The following is a 19,509-nucleotide window of genomic DNA, read 5'->3' as shown; positions in this document are numbered from 1 at the left end:
GTTCAGAAGAGATACGGAGTCCTCCATGAGTGAAATCAGCCGCACCGCCCTTTTCGGAAAACTCAACGCGCTGGCCTACAAGGCCATCGAAGGCGCCACGGTGTTCTGCAAGATGCGGGGCAATCCGTACGTGGAACTGGAGCACTGGTTCGCCCAGCTGCTGCAGGCGCAAGACTCCGACCTGCACCGCGTGATCCAGCACTACGGGCTGGACATGTCGGTCATCGCCAAGGACATGACCGCCGCGCTCGACCGCCTGCCGCGCGGCGCCACCGCCATCAGCGACTTCTCGCCGCACATCGAGAACGCCATCGAGCGCGCGTGGACCTACGCCACGCTGCAGTTCGGCGAGGCGCAGGTGCGCACCGGCTACCTGCTGGTGGGCATGCTGAAGACGCAGAGCCTGCGCAACCCGCTGTTCGGCCTTTCGAAGCAGTTCGAGAAGGTCAAGGTCGAGGACCTGGCCGACAACTTCGCCAGGATCTGCGACGCCTCGCCCGAAGCGCAGATGCGCGCGCAGGACGGCACCGGCATGGGCAGCGGCGCGCCCGGCGAAGACACGGGCGCGATGGCGCCGGCCGCCATGGGCAAGGGCGACGCGCTGAAGAAATTTGCTGTCGACCTCACGGAAAAGGCCAAGAAGGGAGAGATGGACCCGGTGACCGGGCGGGACGAGGAAATCCGCCAGATCGTCGACATCCTCATGCGCCGCCGCCAGAACAACCCGCTGCTGACCGGCGAGGCCGGCGTCGGCAAGACGGCCGTGGTGGAGGGCTTTGCGCAGCGCCTGGCGCGCGGCGACGTGCCGCCGCAGCTGAAGGACGTGAAGCTGCTCACGCTCGACATCGGCCTGCTGCAGGCCGGCGCCAGCATGAAGGGCGAGTTCGAACAGCGCCTGCGCCAGGTGATCGACGAGGTGCAGAGCTCGCCCACGCCCATCATTTTGTTCATCGACGAGATCCACACGCTGGTGGGCGCGGGCGGCGCGGCCGGCACCGGCGATGCGGCCAACCTGCTGAAGCCGGCGCTGGCACGCGGCAACCTGCGCACCATCGGCGCCACCACCTGGGCCGAGTACAAGAAGTACATCGAGAAAGACCCGGCGCTCACCCGCCGCTTCCAGGTGGTGCAGGTGCCCGAGCCCGACGAGACCAAGGCCATCCTGATGCTGCGCGGCGTGGCCAGCGTGCTGGAAAAGCACCACCGCGTGCAGCTGCTCGACGAGGCCATCGAAGCGGCCGTGAAGCTGAGCCACCGCTACATTCCCGCGCGCCAGTTGCCCGACAAGGCCGTGAGCCTGCTCGACACGGCCTGCGCGCGCGTGGCCGTGTCGCAGCACGCCACGCCGCCCGAAGTGGAAGACTGCATGCGCCGCATCGAAGGGCTCACGGTCGAGCAGGAAATCATCGGGCGCGAGGAAGCCATCGGCATCGACGTGACCAAGCGCGCGGCGCAGGTGGCGGTGCTGCTGGCCGAGTCGAACGTGCAGCTCGAGGCGCTCAACGCGCGCTGGAAGGAAGAGAAGGGCCTGGTCGATCGCCTGCTCGAACTGCGCGCGCAACTGCGCAAGGGCAGCCAGCCGGTCGACAAGGAGGCGCCGCCCGCCACCGAGGCTTCGCCCGACCGCTCGGCCCTGCTCGCGGAGCTGCACGAGCTGCAGGCCAGGATCCACGCGGTGCAGGGCGAGTCGCCGCTGATCCTGCCGTCGGTCGACGAGCAGGCCGTGGCCTCGGTCGTGGCCGACTGGACGGGCATTCCGGTCGGGCGCATGGTGAAGAACGAGGTCGAGGCGGTGCTCAAGCTCGCCGACACGCTCAACCAGCGCGTGATCGGCCAGAAGCACGGGCTGGAGATGATCGCGCGGCGCATTCAGACCTCGCGTGCGCGGCTGGACAACCCGCAAAAGCCCATCGGCGTGTTCATGCTGTGCGGCACGTCGGGCGTGGGCAAGACCGAGACCGCGCTGGCACTGGCCGAGGCGCTGTACGGCGGCGAGCAGAACATCATCACCATCAACATGAGCGAGTTCCAGGAGGCGCACACCGTCTCCACGCTCAAGGGCGCGCCACCGGGCTACGTGGGCTACGGCGAGGGCGGCATCCTGACCGAGGCGGTGCGCCGCCGGCCCTACAGCGTGGTGCTGCTCGACGAGGTCGAGAAGGCGCACCCCGACGTGCACGAGATCTTCTTCCAGGTGTTCGACAAGGGCTGGATGGAAGACGGCGAGGGCCGCATGATCGACTTCAAGAACACCATCATCCTGCTGACCACCAACGCCGGCAGCGAGCTGGTGATGAGCATGTGCCGCGACCCCGAGCTGCTGCCCGACTCCAACGCGCTGGCCGATGCGCTGAAGGCGCCGCTCATGAAGGTGTTCCCGCCGGCGCTGCTGGGCCGCATCGTGACCATTCCCTACTACCCGCTGTCGCCGGACATGATGAAGAAGATCGTTCGGCTGCAGCTGGGCCGCATCAAGAAGCGCGTGGAGACCAACCACGGCGTGCCCTTCGAGTACAGCGACGCGGTGGTCGACCAGGTGGTGGCGCGCTGCCAGGACCCGGAGTCGGGCGGCCGCGTGATCGACGCGATCCTGACCAACACCGTGCTGCCGACGATTTCCGTCGAGTACCTGCAGCGCCTGGCGTCGGGCGGGGAAATCCGCCGCGTGGCGCTGGACGTGAAGGACGCGGACTTCACCTACGCGTTCGACTGACATGGGCGCGAGCCCTTGCGTTCGCGTCGAACCACAACACCCACAACACCCCGAACGCCTGACGAACTGAGAAGAAGAAAAGATGGCCGACCACGAGTTCCGCATCGAGAGCGATTCCCCCGCCAAGGACGACCTGATGTTCTGGCGCATCGTGGGGCACGAGGCGCTGGCGCGTGCGTCGGCCTACGAGCTCACGGTGCTGTCGAAGAACAAGGCGCTCGACGCCAAGGACATCCTCGGTCATGCGTTCGACGTGGTCATCGAGTTCCAGGACGCCGACGGCGGCAAGCACGAGCGGCACTGCCAGGGCCATGCGGTGCGTTTCGTGCGCGCAGGGCACATGGGCCGCCACCACGAATACCGCATCACGCTGCGCTCGTGGTTCTGGCTGCTCACCAAGCGCGCCAACTCGCGCATCCTGCAGGAGAAGAAGGTGCTCGAGGTGCTCGACGCGGTGTTCGAGGACAGCCCGATCAAGCGCTTCAAGAAGACCAAGGCCGACAACGTCATCGGCACGCACAACCCGCGCCGCTACTGCGTGCAGCATCAGGAAAGCGACTACGGCTTCCTGTCGCGGCTGCTGGAGGACGAGGGCATCTATTACTGGTTCGACGCGCACGACGCGCCCGGCACCATGCACCTGTCGGACGCCAGCGACATGGCGCACGACAAGCTGCCCGCCGCCGACACGCTGCGCCACATGGCCGCCAATGCGTCGGAGCCGCGCTTCAACGAGGTCTCGCGCTGGGTGAGCGGGCGGCAGTTCGGCACCGGCAGGCACGCGTCGCGCGACAGCGACTTCAAGGCCATCAAGAAGAAGCTGGGCGCGGACATGGACGCGTCGGACGACCACGAGCTGGCCAACCTCGAGATGTTCGAGTTCCCCGGCGGCTACTTCACCGGCGACGACGGCGAGACCCGCGCCAAGCTGCGCGGCGAGGAACTGGGCGCGCGGCGCGACCGCCACTGGGCCGTGACGCCGTGGCCCGACGTGACGGCCGGGCGCAGCTTCAAGTTCGAGGGCGACCCCGACGGCACGCGCAACGGCGACTACGTGATCGCGGCCTGCACCTTCGTCGCCAGCCACCGCGGCTACGAAGGCGTGAGCGCCGGCGCCGCGGCGCGGCCCGTGCAGCAGGCGCTGGCCGACGTGCTGCGCGACGACGCGGTGAACGCCGACACGCTGCCGGTGCTCGAGGAGCTCATGGCCGCCACGCCCGCGCTGGCCGCCGCGCAGGCCGGCAGCAGCGTCTTCCTGCTCACCGTGATGCCGGCGCAGCGCCTGTTCCGCGCGCCGCGCCTCACGCCGCGCGTGACCATGCCGGGCCCGCAGACCGCCATCGTGGTCGGCCCCAAGGGCGACGAGCTGCACGTGGACGACCACGGCCGCGTGAAGGTGCACTTTCACTGGGACCGCTACGACGAGAGCAACGAGAAGTCGACCTGCTGGGTGCGCGTGTCGCAGCCGTGGGGCGGCAAGGGCTGGGGCGGGTACTTCATTCCGCGCATCGGGCAGGAGGTGATCGTCGACTTCCTGAACGGCGACCCCGACCGCCCGATCATCGTAGGCCGCGTGTACAACGACGAGCAGCCCATTCCCTACAAGTCGCCCACGCAGAGCGGCTTCAAGACCCGCTCCACGCCCGGCGGCGGTCCCGCGAACTACAACGAGATCATGTTCGAGGACAAGAAGGGCGAGGAGAACATCAACATCCACGCCGAGCTCGACATGAGCCGCAGCGTGGAGCGCGACGACGGCACCACGGTGGACCGCGACCAGAGCGTCACCGTCAAGCGCGACCAGGCCAACCACGTGGACCGCGACCGCAAGAGCACGGTGACGCGCAACGACACCAACATGGTGGTGGTCGACCAGAAGAACACCGTCAAGGGCAAGCAGAACAACCAGGTGGTGGGCAACCGCGACAGCTTCGTCGACAGCAACGATTCGCTGAAGGTGAAGGGCACCAGCACGCACGAGGTGGTGGGCGTGCGCAGCGACATCTCGCGCGCCGGCGAAACCCGCAGCGTGACCGGCAACCAGACCATCACCGTGAGCGGCAGCCTGACCTACAAGGCCGCCAAGATGAGCTTCGAGGCCGCGCACATCGACTGGATGGTGACGGGCGCGAGTTCGAAGTACATCACCGTGCCCACCGGCCCGCTGCACCTGATGGCCAACAAGATCAAGCTGATGAGCAACACCGGCATCCAGATGATGGCGGTGGGCAACATCGACGCGACCTCCATCGGCTCCAACACCACGGTGCTCGGCCCGAACTCGAGCGGCTACATCGGCATCAACAGCGAGGCCAACCTGGGCATCAGCCGGTCGACCTTCATGGGCATGTCCGTGGACAGCGCGCTTGCGCTGAGCATGTCGAACTTTGTCGGCGTGCAGATCGAGAACACGCTGGCCGTCAAGCTGGTCGGCGTGGCCGGGCTGGAGTACGAGGCCTCGCCCCAGGCGGTGGAAGCGCACGCGCTGAAGACCTTCATCCCCGGTGCCGGAGGCGGCGGAGCGGGCGCGGCCTCCGCGGGCGCGGCGCTGGGCGCGGTCGCCGGCGCGGGCAGTGCCTTCGTGGACATCAATGCCACGCTGGACCAGTACGCGGGGGCCGAGGAGCAGCTGACGATCGCGGCCGCCGAGGCCAAGGCAGCCGGGCTGCCCGGCCTGGAAGGGCGGCTGTCGAGCCTGGCGCTCATCGCCCGCATGCGCAAGAACCAGGGAATCATGGGCGCGGTGCCCGTGCTCGGCACCGGGCTGGAGGTGTTCCTCGAGGTGTTCTCCGGCGGCGAGTCGCAGGGAAGCGATGCGCTGGCCAAGGACCAGTCGCGCAACGCGGACGACTCGGCCGCCGCGCCGCCGCCGAAGAAGGGCGAGATCGAGCCGACGCAAGCCTGGCAGCCACCTGCCGATGGCGGCGGCGCGGGAGGGGCCGGCGGTGATTCGGGCGGCGCGCCGGCCGGGTCCGGTGGTTCCAGCGGTGGAAGCGGGGGCGGAAGTGGAGGAAGTGGAGGAAGTGGAGGAAGTGGGGCTGGCGGCGCCGGTGGCGCGGGCGGAGATGGCGGTGGCAGTGGCGGCAGTTCGGGCGGAGGCTCGAGCGGTGCGGGCGGCGCCGGTGGAGCTGGCGGCGCCGGCGGTGGTTCCGGCGGCGGCATTTGACGGTCACGACATCGCGATCCCGCCATGCAAGTCATCAAACCCCAGGCGCTCGGCCTGTCCACCCGGCCCGTCGAGTTCCGCAAGCGCTTCGGACTCAACGTCAGTGCGTACCTGCACCTGCCGTTCGCGCAGGGTGAGCGCGGCTGCCTGTGGGCCGAGCAATCGATGTGGGGCTTTCTGTCGCAGGAGATGGCGCAGCCGCTGATCGACGAAGGCGTGGCCAAGCTCACGCCCGAATTCCTCGTGCACGGCAAGGCGTTTCCAACGAAGGAGCGGCCGTCGGCCTGCGCGGTGCGCGCACGCTTGGGCGACCGCGAAAAGACACTGCTGGTGTTCGGCGACCGCTACTGGGACGGCAACCGGCCGAGCGCGCCGCAGCCCTTCGAAGCCATGCCGCTCGGCTGGTCCGCTGCCTATGGCGGCGCCGACTTTGCCGGCAACCCCCAGGGCCGCGGCCGCGAGGCGAAGGCCGGCGTGACCTGGCTGCCCAACGTCGAGCTGCCGACCGACCGGCTGCTGCGGCCCGACCAGGCCATCGTGCCTGCCGGCTTCGGCGCGCTCGACCTGATGCACCCGCAGCGCGCGCAGTACCGCGGCACCTACGACGCCGACTACCTCAGGCAGCACGCGCCCGGCTTCGCGCCCGACACCGACTGGCGCCACTTCAACCTCGCGCAGCCCGACCAGTGGATGGGCGGCGCGCTCGCCGGCGACGAAGCGTTCGCCTTCGAGAACATGCACCCCGGCAAGCCGCTGGTCGAAGGCCGCCTGCCCGGCATGCGGGTGCGCGTGTTCGCCGGCTACCGCATGCCCGATGCCGAGCCCAAGATCCGCGAAGTGCCGCTGCGCCTGACCACCGTGTGGTTCTTTCCGCATGCCGAGCGCTGCATCGCGATCTTCCAGGGGCTGGCGGAGGTCGGCACCGACGACGGCTGCGACGTGCTGAGCCTCATGGGTGCCGTCGAGCGCCTCGGCGAGGCGCGCAGCGACCCGTACTACCTCGACGCAGCCGCCAGGCGCGCCGACCCGAAGATGGGCTCGATCTACGCGCTGGTCGACAGCGACCTGCTGCCCGAAGGCGTCTCCACCGCCGACCCGGACGTCGAGGCCGCGAAGGCGCCCTTCGGCAGCGACAACCTGCAGGCCGAGGGCCAGCGCCGCCGGGCGAAGGCCGACGTTGCGATCGCCCGCGGCAAGGCCGAGCAGGCGGGACTGGACCCCGACGCGCTGGGCATCCGCATGCCGCCGCAAGAGAAAGTGCCCACCGGCGACGCGCTGCCGCCGTACCTCGAAAAGCAGATGAAGCTGGCCCAGGCGCAGCAGTGGGCGGCCGTCGAAGACGCCGTGACCGTGCTCGAGAAAGCCCTTGCGCTGCCGCCCGGAAAAATGGACATCGCGAAGCTGCAGCACCGCGGCCCGCCCGTCTACCGCGCCGACAAGCACCTGGCCGAGATGCGCGCGCTGGTGGCCATGGGCACCCGCCCGATCGACCTGGCGCCGCTGCTGCCCAAGCTCTACCAGCTGGAAGACACGCACCGCCAGGGCTACCTCGACACGGCGCACATGCAGCCGCGGGTCGACCCGATGCCGGCCGCCGAGGCCGCGAAGCTGCGCAGCGAGATGGCGCGCGCCGTGCCGGCCGGCCTCCGCCTGTTCGCGGGCATCGACTTCACGGGCGCCGACCTCTCGGGCCTCGACCTGCGCGAGGTGAATTTCGAGGGCGCCTGGCTCGAGGGCGCCGACCTGCGCAATGCCAACCTCTCGGGCGCCAACCTCTGCAGCGCGGTGCTGGCGCATGCCCGGCTCGACGGCGCGATCGCCATCGGCGCGAAGTTCTGCAAGGCCAACCTCGGCAAGGCGGCGCTGGCCGGCGCCGTGTTCGACGACGCCGACCTCTCGGGGGCCACGCTCATGGGCTGTGCCTTCGCCGGCACCCAGATGCGCCGCGCCGTGTTCACCGGCGCCAACCTGTTGGAGACCACCTGGGGCAATGCGGACTGGCAGGGCGCGAAGCTGGCGGGCCTGGTCTTCCACAAGCGCGACCTGCGGGGCATGCGCCTGCCCGAGGCCGACCTGTCGGGCGCCACGTTCCTGGAATGCGACCTGTCGGGCGTCGACCTGCACGGTGCAACGCTCGAGAGCGCGACCTTCATCACCGCCAACCTCGACGGCGTCGACCTGAAGATGGCGCGCTGCGCCGGCGCCGTGGCGGTGCAGAACACGCACATGGCCAATGCCGACCTGAGCGGCGCCGACCTGCGCCGCTTCAACTTCGGCGCCAGCGACCTGCGCGGCGCGAAGATGGTCCGCGCGATGCTCGACGGCGCCAACCTCGGCGAGGTGCGGCTCGAAGGCGCGGACCTGCGGCTCGCGAGCGCCAAGGGCGCATTGATGCGCATGAGCCGTTGCGCCGGCGCGCTGCTGTCCGGCGTGAACTTCAGCGACGCCGTGCTGCAGAAGGCCGACCTGCGCGGTGCCGACCTGCGCCGCAGCAACCTCTTCGGCGCCGACCTCGGCCGCGTGCGGCTGGACGGCGACACCCTGTTCGACGGGGCGCTGCTCAAGCGCGCGCGCACCTGGCCCCGCCTCACGCCCGAACAGCAGGCCGCGCCATGAAGCCGACGACCCCGACGACCCCGGCGACCCCGATGACACCCGCGCTGCTGACCCTTGCCGTGCAGATGGGCGAGACCCTGCATCGGCTCGACCTCGGCAAAGGCCGGTACACCGGCGTGGCGCTCGGCGGCGGCGTGTTCTCGCAGGTGCGCCTGGCCGAAGCCGACCTGCGCAACGCCGACCTGCGCGAGACCGTGTTCGACCAATGCGACCTGCGCGGCGCGATCGCCTCGGGCGCCAACCTGCGCAAGGCCGTGTTCAACCGCTGCCAGCTCGACCACGCCGACCTGCGCCAGGCCAACCTGCACGGCGCCGTCTTCACCGAGTGCGACCTGATGCACGCCCAGCTCGAGGGCGCCGCGCTGACCATGGCCACCGTCAACAAGTGCCGGCTCGACCATGCGAACCTGCGCAACGCCCAGCTCGACTCGGCCGTGCTCACCCAGTCGGTGCTGCTCGACGTGTGCGCCGACGGCACGTTCTGGCGCTATGTCACCGTGAACGAATGCGATCTGTCGCACCTGAGCTGGGCCGGCGCGCGCATGCAGCGCAGCGCGTTCTGCAAGACCTCGCTCAAGGGCATGTCGTTCGCGGGCCTGGCGCTCGACGGTTGCCAGTTCGCGGGTGCCGACCTGAGCGGCGCCGACTTCAGCGGCGTCGCGCTGCCGCAGTGCAACTTCCAGGGCGCGAAGCTCGACGGCGCGCGCTTCGCGAAGGCGGTGGCGCCCTCGGCCGTCTTCTGCGACGCCACCGGCCAGGGCGTCGACTTCTCGGGCGCGCGCATGCGCCAGGCACTGTTCACGGGCGCGGTGCTGCCCAAGGCCGACTTCTCGGCCTGCGACCTTTGCCAGACGCACTTCGCGGGCGCCAGGCTGCGCGGCGCGAACTTCACCGGCGCCGAGCTGACCTATGCCGACTTTCGCCATGCCGACCTCGACACGGCCGACCTGCGCCGCGCCACCCTGATGCGCACCGTGCTGCACGGCGCGAACACCGCCAACGCGCAGATGACCGACCGCGCACGCGCGCTCGAGTCCGACGCCGACCTGGCCGAGTCGGAGCGCTGGCAGCCGCTGGTTGCCTGAACCCACGCGCGGACGAAACCACGCACGAACACAGAGAGGACCACGCCATGACCAACGAAGCCACACCCAGATCAGCCACCCGCCGGCGCCAGCCCGCGAAGCCCATCACCGGCGAGTGGTGCGTGGGCATCCTCGGCACCGATGCGCTGGGCGGGCAGGTCGTGGCGAGCGGCGGGCTGCGGCTGCACGCGCAACGCGCGGCGAGCTGCCTGCTCGAACCCGCGGCCGGCGACAGCGTGGCCTGCCTGCGCATCGCACCCGCCGAGGTCTGGATCATGGCCGTGCTGCAGCGCGAGGAGAACACCGCCAACGTCGTCAGCTGCCCCGGCAACCTGCGCATCGCGGTGGACGGCGGCGCGCTCGAACTGCAGGCCGCGCGCGTCGGCCTGCGTGCCGACGAACTCGACGTCGCAACGCAGAAGACCCGCGTGGCCACCGACACCGCCGACGTGGTGGGGCGCGAGCTGCACCTGATCGGTACCACCATCAAGGTGGTGGGCTCGGTGCTGTCGTCGGTGATGGAGCGCGTGCAGCACTTCAGCCGCCACTACCTGCGCACCACCGACGGCATCGACCGCGTGGCCGCCACGCACCTCGAATGCGAGGCGAAGCAGCTGCTGCGCCTGGAAGGCGAGCACACGCTGGTGAACGGCCGCGAGCTCGTCAAGGCGCGCGGCGCGCAGATCCACTTCGGCTGAAGCGACACCGGAGCCGCCGAACATGTTCGCCAACTGCCAGCTGATGGGCACCGACATGGGTTTTCCCGATGTCTGCATCACGCCCGCCGCGCCGTCGCCGATACCGGTGCCATACCCCAACATCGCCATGGGCCCGATGGCGATTCCGAACTGCCCCACGATCCTGATCATGGGCGGGCCGGTCCACAACCTCGCCACGACCATCCCGATGACCAACGGCGACAACGCCGGCGTGATGATGGGCGTGGCCTCGGGCACCGTGATGGGGCCGAGCCGTCACCTCATGGGCGCCTTCACCGTGTTGTGGATGGGCATGCCCGCGTCGCGCCTGACCAGCGTGTCGCTGCAGAACAGCACCAACTGTCCCGGCGTGCGCATCGTGCCGAGCCAGCCGCTGGTGCTGTTGCTGGCGCCGTAGCGGCGCTTGTACCGAGCCTGGGCGCCGCCGCGAGCGGGCGCCGTGTGCACAGAGAAAGGGAGAAGCCACACATGGCCGAGCAGGAGTTCCGCATCGAGAGCGATTCGCCCGCCAAGGACGAGCTGATGTTCTGGCGCATCGTGGGGCACGAGGCGCTGGCGCGCGCGTCCACCTACGAGCTCACCGTGCTGTCGGAGAACAAGGCCATCGACGCCAAGGACATCCTGGGGCGGGCCTTCGACGTGGTCATCGGCTTCGAGGACGCCGACGGCGGCAGGCACGAGCGGCACTGCCAGGGCCACGCGGTGCGCTTCGTGCGCGCCGGCCACGTGGGCCGCTACTTCGAATACCGTTTCACGCTGCGCTCGTGGTTCTGGCTGCTCACCAAGCGCAGCAACTCGCGCATCCTGCAGGAGAAGAAGGTGCTCGAGGTGCTCGACGCGGTGTTCGAGGACAGCCCCATCAAGCGCTTCAAGAAGACCAAGGCCGACAACGTCATCGGCACCCACAAGCCGCGCCGCTACTGCGTGCAGCACCAGGAGAGCGACTACCGGTTCCTATCGCGGTTGCTGGAAGACGAGGGCATCTACTACTGGTTCGACGCGCACGACGCGCCCGGCACCATGCACCTGTCGGACGCCAGCGACATGGCGCACGACAAGCTGCCCGTGGCCGACACGCTGCGCTACGTGCCGGGCGACGCGGCCGAGGCGCGTTTCAACGAAGTGTCGCGCTGGGTCAGCGAGCGCCAGTTCGACACCGGCAAGTACGCCTCCACCGACAGCGACTTCAAGGCCATCAAGAAGAAGCTGGAGGCCTCCGGCGGCACACCCGACAAGCACGAGCTGGCCGAGTTCGAGGCCTTCGAGTTCGCGGGCGGCTACTTCAGCGGCGGCGACGCCGACGACAAGGGCAAGCTGCGCGGCGAGGAAATCGGCGCGCGCCGCCAGCGCCACTGGGCGCTCACGCCGTGGCCGGACGTGGCGGCGGGGCGCAGCTTCAAGCTGGAGAACGACCCCGACGGCACGCGCGACAGCGACTACGTCATTGCGGCCTGCACCTTCGTGGCCAGCCATCCGGGCTACGAAGGTGCCGACGCCGAGGAAACGCGCGTGCCGGTCAACGAGCTGCTGCGCGAGGCGCTGGAGGACGACGCCGTGCTGGCCGACACGCTCGGCGCGTTCGAGGCCGTGCTCGCGCGCACGCCGGCGCTGCAAGCTGGCGGAGTGGGCGCCACGGCGTTCCTGCTCACCGTGTTCCCGGTCGACATGCCGTTTCGTCCGCCGCGCCTCACGCCGCGCGTGGTCATGCCGGGGCCGCAGTCGGCCATCGTCGTCGGGCCGGCGGGCGAGGAGATCCATGCCGACGACTTCGGCCGCGTGAAGGTGCACTTTCACTGGGACCGCTACGACAAGAGCGACGAGAAATCGACCTGCTGGGTGCGCGTGTCCCAGCCGTGGGCCGGCAAGGGCTGGGGCGGCTACTTCTGCCCGCGCATCGGCCAGGAGGTGATCGTCGACTTCCTGAACGGCGACCCCGACCGGCCGCTGATCGTGGGCCGTGTCTACAACGACGACCAGCCCATACCCTTCGGCACCCACACCCAGAGCGGCTTTCGCACGCGCTCCACGCCCAAGGGCAGCGCGGCCAACTGCAACGAGTTCCGCTTCGAGGACAAGAAGGGCTCGGAGCAGGTGTACCTGCACGCCGAGAAGAACCAGGACATCGAGGTCGAGAACGACGAGACGCACTGGGTCGGCCACGACCGCACCAAGACCGTCGACCACGACGAGACCGTGCACGTGAAGCACGACCGCACCGAGACGGTGGACCACGACGAGACCATCACCGTGCACGGGCAGCGCACGGAAACCGTGGACAAGAACGAGACCATCACCATCCACCAGAACCGCACGGAGACGGTGGACCAGAACGAGACCATCTCCATCGGCCAGAACCGCACGATCACCGTGGGCGCGAGCGAGACCGCGACGGTGGCGCTGCAGCGCACCCACACGGTGGGCGTGAACGAGACCATCACCGTGGGCGCGGCGCAGGAGATCACGGTGGGGGCGATGCAGGCGGTGACGGTGGGGGCGAGCCAGACGATCAGCGTGGGGGCCAACCAGTCGAGCAGCATCGGTGCGAACCGGTCGGTGGACGTGGGGGCGAACCTGTCGACGAACGTGGGCAAGAACGAGACGCGCAGCGTGAGCGAGGGGCGCACGAGCAGCGTGGGCAAGGACGATTCGCTGTCGGTGGGCAAGAACCTCGTCATCACGGCGGGCGACTCCATCTCCATCACCACGGGTAGCGCGAGCATCACGATGAAGAAGGACGGGACCATCGTCATCAAGGGAAAAGACATCACGATCGACGCCTCCGGAAAGATCAACGCGAAGGCGAGCAGCGACATCGTGATGAAGGGTTCGAAGATTCTGCAGAACTGATTCACCAAGGAGATCGACCATGAGCGGCAGGGACTTGATCGAAGCGCAACTGGCGGCCAACGCCACGCCGGAAGCAGCGGGGCCATGGCAGGCTGCCGCCGTCGGCGAACTGGTGGCCATCGCCGATGAAGGCAGCACCCCCCTGGTCGTGTTCGCGGGGCAGCCCGGCACGGCGGCGCTGCGCGCGCGCAGCGTGGTCGACCTGCACGGCGCGCACATCGGGCGCGCGGTGGTGCTGATGTTCGAGCAGGCCGATCCTGCCAGGCCCATCGTGATGGGTGTGCTGCGAGGCGGGGCCGGTTGGCCCCAGGCCGAAGTGCCCGCGCCCGCGCAGGTCGAGGTCGATGCCGACGGCGAGCGCCTGCTCGTCAGCGCGCGCACGCAGATGGTGTTGCGTTGCGGCAAGGCCAGCATCACGCTGACGCGCGCGGGAAAGGTGTTGATCCAGGGCAGCTATGTGCTGAGCCGCTCGACGGGCGTCAACCGGCTCAAGGGCGGCGCCGTGCAGATCAACTGACCGGGCGCGGACCATGGAAGTCGTCAACGCAACAGGCATGACGGTGGGCTACACGCAGGGCGTCGAGCCTTCGGGGCGCGAACTGCTGGTGGTCGTGGTGAAAGGCACCTTCGCCATTCCCGGGCCGTCCGACGGCGCCGATGCGGTGGCGCAGCCGCATGCGGTGCAACGGCCGCTGATCGTGGCGGACACCTTCACGGGCGAGCCCGGCCTTTCGGCGCCGGCCGAGGAAGTGGACTTCGCGCCGCGCAAGCACCGCTGCGACGTGCTCGTCTCCGGCGCCGCGCACGCACCGCATGGCGAGTCTGCCGGGCGTGTGCTGGTCGGCGTGCGGATCGGCAACTGGCGCAAGGCCTTCGCTGTGGTGGGTGACCGGCAGTGGCTGTGCGGCCTGTCCGGCACCAGGGTCTCGACGCCCGAGCCCTTCGTCACGCGGCGCATCTCCTACGACGTGGCCTTCGGGGGCGTCGACGCGCGCCATGAAGACCCCGCGCAACACGGCGCCTGCATGCGCAATCCCGTGGGGCGTGGCTGGCATCGCCACCTGCAGGCCCGCTACGTCGATGGTGCGCCGCTGCCCCATACGGAGGAGATCGATCGTCCCGTGGACGCGCCCGACGGAGCGTTCGCGCCCATGGCGCTCGGCCCCATCGGGCGGCACTGGGCCGGGCGGCTGCCGCATGCGGGCACCTACGACCAGGCGTGGATCGACCATACCTTTCCGTTCCTGCCGGCCGACTTCGACGAGGCCTACTACCAGGCCGCACCGCCCGACCAGCAGATCGCGTTCCCGCTCGGCGGTGAAGAAGTCGTGCTGATGAACCTCGGGCCCGAGGGACAGACCCGCTTTCGCCTGCCCCGACGCGAAGTCCCGGTGACCTTCTTCCGGCGAAAGGGCGGCCACGACGAGATCATGGCCACGCTCGACACGGTCGCGATCGACGCCGAGCAGGGCTTTCTCACGCTCGCGTGGCGCGCCACGCTGCCGCTGAAGAAAAGCATCTTCGAGGTGTCCAACATCCTCGCCGGGCGCATGTCCAGCGGCTGGTGGCGCGCGCGCGAACTGGGCAAGGAATGGCACCCGTCGCTCGCCGGCCTCGTGCGCAGCCGGCGCGAAGCGATGGAGGACGAGGCGTGAGCGCCGGCAGGCCCATGAGCGCGGTGCCCATCGCCATCGCTCGCGCGGGCCTCGTCACCGGCGTGGGGCTGGACACGGCGGCCAGCTGCGCCGCCATTCGCGGTGCCATCGACAACTTCCAGCAGACTGGCTTCAGGGACACGGCCGGCGAATGGCTCATGGGCTGCGAGGTTGCGCTGCCGCAGGCCTGGCGCGGTGAGAAGAAGCTGGTGAAGATGGCCGCGCGGGCCGTCTCCCAATGCCTGGCCGGGCTGGACCGCGCGGCCTGCGAGGAGATGCCGCTGCTGCTGTGCCTGCCCGAGGCCGAACGCCCCGGCCGGCTGGTGCCGGACGATGCGCGCTTCTTCGAGGCGCTGGAAGACGAGCTCGGCCTGCGCTTTCACGAACGCTCGTCGCTCGTGGCGCAGGGCCACGTGTCGGTGGCCGTCGCGCTGCTGCAGGCCCGCCAGCTGATCGACGCAGCGCGCATGCCGCGCGTGCTGGTGGTGGCCGCCGACAGCATGTTGTCGGGCGCCACGCTGGCCGACTGCGAGGCGCGCGACCGGCTGCTGACGAGCGAGAACTCCGACGGCTTCATTGCCGGCGAGGGCGCCGCGGCGTTGCTCGTGCAGCCGCTGCACGCGCAGGCGGGGCCGCAGCTGGTGTGCCGGGGACTGGGTTTCGCGCTGGAGCATGCGCACATCGATTCCGAGGAGCCGCTGCGCGCGGACGGCCTCACCGAAGCGATCCGGCAGTCGCTGCGTGAAGCGGCCTGTGGCGAGAGCATTCTCGACTTCAAGATCATCGACGCCTCGGGCGGGCAGTACGCGTTCAAGGAGGCCACGCTCGCGTTCGGCCGCCTGGACCGCACCAAGCGCAGCGAGTTCGACGTGTGGCACCCGGCCGATTGCATCGGCGAGGTCGGCGCGCCGATCGGCGCGGTGATGATCGCGGTGCTGAAGGCCGCTTGCGAGAAAGCCTATGCGCGAGGCGCCAATGCATTGCTGCACCTGGGCAACGACGATGGCCGGCGCGCGGCCATGGTGTTCTCCTGGCATGCGGACGGGGTGGGCGGTGCGGGCGGTGGGGGCTGAACGGCATGGCCAACCAGGTGTTCGCCAACGGCCGGGAGGTCGCCTGCAAGGCCGGCGCGGGCAAGACCATCTGCGCGACGCCCGACGTCTGCATGACGCCGCCCGAGAATCCGGCCACGCCGCCCGGCGTGCCCGTGCCCTACCCGAACACCGGCCTCGCCTCGGACACCACCGACGGCAGCCGCACGGTGCAGATATCGGGGCAGGAGGTCATGCTGAAGAACAAGTCGTACTTCAAGACCTCGACCGGCGACGAGGCCGGCTGCGCCGCGAAGAAGGGTGTGGTCTCGAGCAAGAACAAGGGCAAGGTCTATTTCATCGACTGGTCGATGGACGTGAAGTTCGAGGGCGAGAACGCCGTGCGGCACCTCGACAAGACCACCAACAACCACGGCAGCCCGACCGCCAACGAGTCGATCCCGTGGCCCTTCGTCGACTCGATGGCCGACGCCGAGATCAAGGCCCTGTGCGACAAGGACCGCGAGCAGGAGAAAACCGCCTGCCAGGGCTACAAGAAGAAGGCGGGAGGCCCCGGAAAGGACGTGTGCGAGGAGGCCGGGCTCGGCAGCGCGTTCACGCGCAGCAAGGGCGCGACCACCACCCGCGCGCGCAACGCCAGCGAGAACCCGTGCTCGGCCGCGCGCCGCTGCCGGCTCGCGCCGTACGACGCCGAGCCCAGGGACGGCATCAGCGGTTGCTGCCCCGCGCAGACCGGCGATCACATCGTGCCCAAGAGTTCGTTCTTCGTGAGCTCCGTGAAGAGCGGCACGAAGATGCCGGGCTGGGAGAAGTACGACATCGGCAAGGCGCCCTGCATGTGCACCGAGGGCGGGAGCTGCTCCGGAACGCACGGGTTGCGGCACGCGCACCACAAGACGACGGCGGGGCCGGGCGTGTCGCCCGGGGACCACCGTTCGTTCAACGCGGAGGTCGCGCACTGCGCCGCGGGTGCCAAGGAGGTGGCGCCGCAATGCAGCAAGGAATGCATCGAGGCGCAGCTGCGGCAGGGCCACAAGGGCATGGGCGACCAGCGCAAGGCCGTGAAGTACTCGCCCACCGGCAAGAACGAAATGTCGAAGTTCGCCGAGTTGAAAAAGACCATTGCCGCCGCACTGGCCAAGTTCGGCCGGGCGGCGCGCTGACCCTCAGAAGGAGCTTTCCATGGCCACCCGAGCTTCCGAAACACGCGAATTCGTGCGAGGCGCCGCGCGCTTCCACGATCTGGTCTACGTCATCACCAAGGCCCGCTCGCTGGTGGCGCAGGACATCGCGCACACCAGCCTGGCGGCCGTCGACCAGGGGCTGTGGAGCGACGCCGTCGATACCGACTGGGACGCGAGCGCCATCGCCATCGCGCGCGGCCCCGAGGAGTGCGTGGTGCTCGTCGGCGAGGACGGCGATGTCGTGACCTACGTGGGCGGCACTTCGAGCGAGGAGGCGATCGTGCCGCCGCCCGCGATGATCCGCAACGCGCGCGACATTGCCGGGCGCGTGTACGCCTGCGGCATGAAACGGCAGGTGTTCCAGCGGCTCGACGGGCAATGGGTGGACCGCAGCGCGCCGCGCGCCGGCGACACGGAGAAGTACGGCTTCGAGGCCATCGACGGTTTCGCCAGGGACGAGATCTACGCCGTGGGATGGGGCGGCGAGGTCTGGCAGTACGACGCCGCGGCGTGGGTGCAGCGCGCGAGTCCCACCAACGTGATCCTCACGGCCGTGTGCTGCGCGGGCGACGGCCTTGTCTATGCGGCGGGGCAGGGCGGCGTGATGCTGCGCGGCCGCCACGATGCATGGTCGCTGGTGCCATGGCAGGACGAGGTCTCCGCCGACCTGTGGGACCTGTGCTGGTTCCAGGACCGGCTCTATGTGGCGACCATGTCGGCGCTCTACACCCTCGACCGCGACGTGCTGGTGCCGGTCGATTTCGGCGGCACCGGGCCGGCCACCTGCTACAGCCTCTCGGTGGCCGAAGGCGTGCTGTGGTCGGTGGGGCGCGCGCACGTGGCGTCGTTCGACGGGGCGGTATGGCGAACCTTCGACTGAGCCGTATGGCGAACTTCCGACTGAGCCGTACGGCGAACCTTCGACGGAGCCGGGAGCGCCGCCCATGAACGCCGTGGCCGATCCGCTCGTCTGCGCATCCATTCCAACCGTCGTGTCGCGCCACGCGGAGGAAGCGGCCCTGCTCTGCGGCCAGCGCTTCTTTCTCGTGCGCGCGGGGCACGTCAGGCTGCACCATCTGCGCCGGCTCGACGACCGGCTGGCGGCGCACCTCGACGGGCTTGGCGTGGCGGGCGACGCCGGCCGCCAGGCCACCGACGAGGCGCTTGCGAACCTGGGGCCCGGCGAGGTGTTCGCCTCGTTCGCGCTCGCGCTCGACAACCGCGACGACCGCCGCATCGCGCACGTGCTGGCGCTGGCCGAGGCCGTCGCGGACGCGCGCGAGGCCGCGGCGTTGGCGGTGGGCTGGGTCTCCGCGCAGTCGCTGCGCGGCATCGTCGGCGACCTGCTGGTGTCGCGCGAGCCGCTGCGCCGCGCCATCGGGATTGCCGCCTGCGACTTCCATCGCGTCGACCCGGGCGGCATGCTGGCCGACGCGATGGCGGATGCCAGTGTGCTGCTGCGCGCGCAAGCCTTGCAGGCCGCGGGCGACTGCGGCCGGCAGGACCTGGTGGCGGGCTGCATCGCCGCGCTCGAGGACGAGGACGCGGCTTGCCGCTTCTGGGCCGCACGTTCGGCGGTGCTGCTGGGTGAACGCCACAGGCCCGTGCCCGCGCTGCTGGAGGTGGCGCGCGTGCCTGGCGGACCTTATCGAACGCAGGCGCTGGCACTGCTGCTGAAGCTCGCGGGGGCGGCGCGCGCCGCGCCGCTGCTGCGCACGCTGGCCGCGCAGCCCGGGGGCATGCGTGACGCGATCCGCGCGGTGGGTGTCGTGGGCGACGTGCAGGCCGTGCCGTGGCTCGCCGAACAGATGGCCGAGCCCGCGCTCGCGCGGCTGGCGGGAGAAGCCTTCACGACCATCACAGGGGTCGACCTGGCTTGGAACGACCTGGAGTGCAAGCCGTCGCAAGACATGCGCGCTCCGGACGCGGACGACCCCGAGGCCGCGGACGTCGCGATGGACGACGACGAGGGCCTGCCGTGGCCCGACCCCGGCCGGCTGCTGCATTGGTGGGAGGCCAACGCCGCGCGCTACCCCGCGGCCGGCGAGCGCTGTTTCATGGGACAGCCGCCTTCGTGGCCGCACTGCCTGCGGGTGCTGCGCATGGGCTGCCAGCGCCAGCGCGCGGCGGCGGCGGCGTACCTGTGCCTGCTGCGGCCCGGCACGCAGCTCTTTCCGACGGGCGCACCCGCATGGCGGCAGGCGCGCTGGCTGGTGCAGATGTCCGAGGAATGAAGCAGGCCCGCCGATGGCCGCGACGTACGTTCTCGCCGCGCTCGCACTCGCCTTCCTCGTGGCGGCGGGCAGGCGCTGCATGCGCGGGCGCGGCGCGATGGATGCGGCGGCGCGCACCTGGCTCCTCATCGCCCTCATCTTCACCACTGTCGCCGCCTGGCTGCAATGGCATACCTCTTAAGGCGAGATTGCCAACATGCACCACGGAATGAATACTCCTTGCGAGCCTGTTCAGGCG

At 69.8% G+C, this 19,509-nt stretch carries 14 protein-coding genes; all 14 read left to right on the top strand.

The window, feature by feature from the left end; translation table 11 throughout:
* Positions 1–25 precede the first annotated feature (25 nt).
* The 14 genes from tssH to BM013_RS41200 all read left to right on the top strand — a co-directional run bounded on the left by tssH (position 26) and on the right by BM013_RS41200 (position 19,452).
* Positions 26–2,713, top strand: coding sequence for a type VI secretion system ATPase TssH (gene tssH, locus BM013_RS11860; protein ID WP_093126979.1), 2,688 nt, complete (start codon positions 26–28; stop codon positions 2,711–2,713).
* Positions 2,714–2,795: 82 nt separating this feature from the next.
* Complete coding sequence (locus BM013_RS42135) at positions 2,796–5,879, top strand: type VI secretion system Vgr family protein (RefSeq protein ID WP_305728014.1); 3,084 nt, start codon at positions 2,796–2,798, stop codon at positions 5,877–5,879.
* Between the two features lie 24 nt (positions 5,880–5,903).
* Positions 5,904–8,495, top strand: a complete 2,592-nt coding sequence (locus BM013_RS11850; RefSeq protein WP_093126977.1) for a DUF2169 family type VI secretion system accessory protein — start codon at positions 5,904–5,906, stop codon at positions 8,493–8,495.
* Positions 8,492–9,580 (top strand): pentapeptide repeat-containing protein, encoded by a 1,089-nt coding sequence (locus tag BM013_RS11845; RefSeq protein ID WP_256221473.1) that lies wholly within the window; start codon positions 8,492–8,494, stop codon positions 9,578–9,580. The genes BM013_RS11850 and BM013_RS11845 overlap by 4 nt, the downstream gene beginning before the upstream one ends.
* A 47-nt stretch (positions 9,581–9,627) precedes the next feature.
* On the top strand, positions 9,628–10,278 hold the full coding sequence (locus tag BM013_RS11840) for a DUF3540 domain-containing protein (protein ID WP_093126972.1): 651 nt from the start codon (positions 9,628–9,630) through the stop codon (positions 10,276–10,278).
* A gap of 22 nt (positions 10,279–10,300) precedes the next feature.
* On the top strand, positions 10,301–10,696 hold the full coding sequence (locus BM013_RS11835) for a DUF4150 domain-containing protein (RefSeq protein WP_093126969.1): 396 nt from the start codon (positions 10,301–10,303) through the stop codon (positions 10,694–10,696).
* A 71-nt stretch (positions 10,697–10,767) separates the two neighbouring features.
* Complete coding sequence (locus BM013_RS11830; protein ID WP_093126967.1) at positions 10,768–13,146, top strand: type VI secretion system Vgr family protein; 2,379 nt, start codon at positions 10,768–10,770, stop codon at positions 13,144–13,146.
* Positions 13,147–13,165: 19 nt separating this feature from the next.
* A complete protein-coding gene (locus BM013_RS11825) occupies positions 13,166–13,663 on the top strand; it encodes a DUF6484 domain-containing protein (RefSeq protein WP_093126964.1) in 498 nt (165 codons plus the stop codon).
* Between the two features lie 13 nt (positions 13,664–13,676).
* A complete protein-coding gene (locus tag BM013_RS11820) occupies positions 13,677–14,801 on the top strand; it encodes a DUF2169 family type VI secretion system accessory protein (protein ID WP_093126961.1) in 1,125 nt (374 codons plus the stop codon).
* Positions 14,798–15,874, top strand: a complete 1,077-nt coding sequence (locus tag BM013_RS11815) for a hypothetical protein (RefSeq protein WP_256221472.1) — start codon at positions 14,798–14,800, stop codon at positions 15,872–15,874. The genes BM013_RS11820 and BM013_RS11815 overlap by 4 nt, the downstream gene beginning before the upstream one ends.
* Before the next feature lie 5 nt (positions 15,875–15,879).
* A complete protein-coding gene (locus BM013_RS11810) occupies positions 15,880–17,016 on the top strand; it encodes a PAAR-like domain-containing protein (RefSeq protein ID WP_093126955.1) in 1,137 nt (378 codons plus the stop codon).
* A gap of 19 nt (positions 17,017–17,035) precedes the next feature.
* Positions 17,036–17,917, top strand: a complete 882-nt coding sequence (locus BM013_RS11805) for a beta propeller repeat protein (RefSeq protein WP_256221471.1) — start codon at positions 17,036–17,038, stop codon at positions 17,915–17,917.
* 64 nt (positions 17,918–17,981) lie between these two features.
* Complete coding sequence (locus BM013_RS11800) at positions 17,982–19,271, top strand: TIGR02270 family protein (RefSeq protein WP_093126952.1); 1,290 nt, start codon at positions 17,982–17,984, stop codon at positions 19,269–19,271.
* Between the two features lie 13 nt (positions 19,272–19,284).
* Positions 19,285–19,452: a hypothetical protein gene (locus tag BM013_RS41200; protein ID WP_177225465.1), complete on the top strand. Its 168-nt coding sequence runs from the start codon at positions 19,285–19,287 to the stop codon at positions 19,450–19,452.
* Positions 19,453–19,509: the final 57 nt, after the last annotated feature.

This window comes from Variovorax sp. OK605 (assembly GCF_900115445.1).
GTDB lineage: Bacteria > Pseudomonadota > Gammaproteobacteria > Burkholderiales > Burkholderiaceae_C > Variovorax.
The sequence above is the reverse complement of the archived record's forward strand: the minus strand, read 5'-3'. Positions and strand labels throughout refer to the sequence as shown.

Excerpts from the sequence above, each read along its gene's own strand:
- tssH (WP_093126979.1), top strand. The coding sequence starts at position 26 with ATGAGTGAAATCAGCCGCACCGCCCTTTTCGGAAAACTCAACGCGCTG.
- BM013_RS42135 (WP_305728014.1), top strand. The coding sequence starts at position 2,796 with ATGGCCGACCACGAGTTCCGCATCGAGAGCGATTCCCCCGCCAAGGAC.
- BM013_RS11850 (WP_093126977.1), top strand. The coding sequence starts at position 5,904 with ATGCAAGTCATCAAACCCCAGGCGCTCGGCCTGTCCACCCGGCCCGTC.
- BM013_RS11845 (WP_256221473.1), top strand. The coding sequence starts at position 8,492 with ATGAAGCCGACGACCCCGACGACCCCGGCGACCCCGATGACACCCGCG.
- BM013_RS11840 (WP_093126972.1), top strand. The coding sequence starts at position 9,628 with ATGACCAACGAAGCCACACCCAGATCAGCCACCCGCCGGCGCCAGCCC.
- BM013_RS11835 (WP_093126969.1), top strand. The coding sequence starts at position 10,301 with ATGTTCGCCAACTGCCAGCTGATGGGCACCGACATGGGTTTTCCCGAT.
- BM013_RS11830 (WP_093126967.1), top strand. The coding sequence starts at position 10,768 with ATGGCCGAGCAGGAGTTCCGCATCGAGAGCGATTCGCCCGCCAAGGAC.
- BM013_RS11825 (WP_093126964.1), top strand. The coding sequence starts at position 13,166 with ATGAGCGGCAGGGACTTGATCGAAGCGCAACTGGCGGCCAACGCCACG.
- BM013_RS11820 (WP_093126961.1), top strand. The coding sequence starts at position 13,677 with ATGGAAGTCGTCAACGCAACAGGCATGACGGTGGGCTACACGCAGGGC.
- BM013_RS11810 (WP_093126955.1), top strand. The coding sequence starts at position 15,880 with ATGGCCAACCAGGTGTTCGCCAACGGCCGGGAGGTCGCCTGCAAGGCC.
- BM013_RS11805 (WP_256221471.1), top strand. The coding sequence starts at position 17,036 with ATGGCCACCCGAGCTTCCGAAACACGCGAATTCGTGCGAGGCGCCGCG.
- BM013_RS11800 (WP_093126952.1), top strand. The coding sequence starts at position 17,982 with ATGAACGCCGTGGCCGATCCGCTCGTCTGCGCATCCATTCCAACCGTC.
- BM013_RS41200 (WP_177225465.1), top strand. The coding sequence starts at position 19,285 with ATGGCCGCGACGTACGTTCTCGCCGCGCTCGCACTCGCCTTCCTCGTG.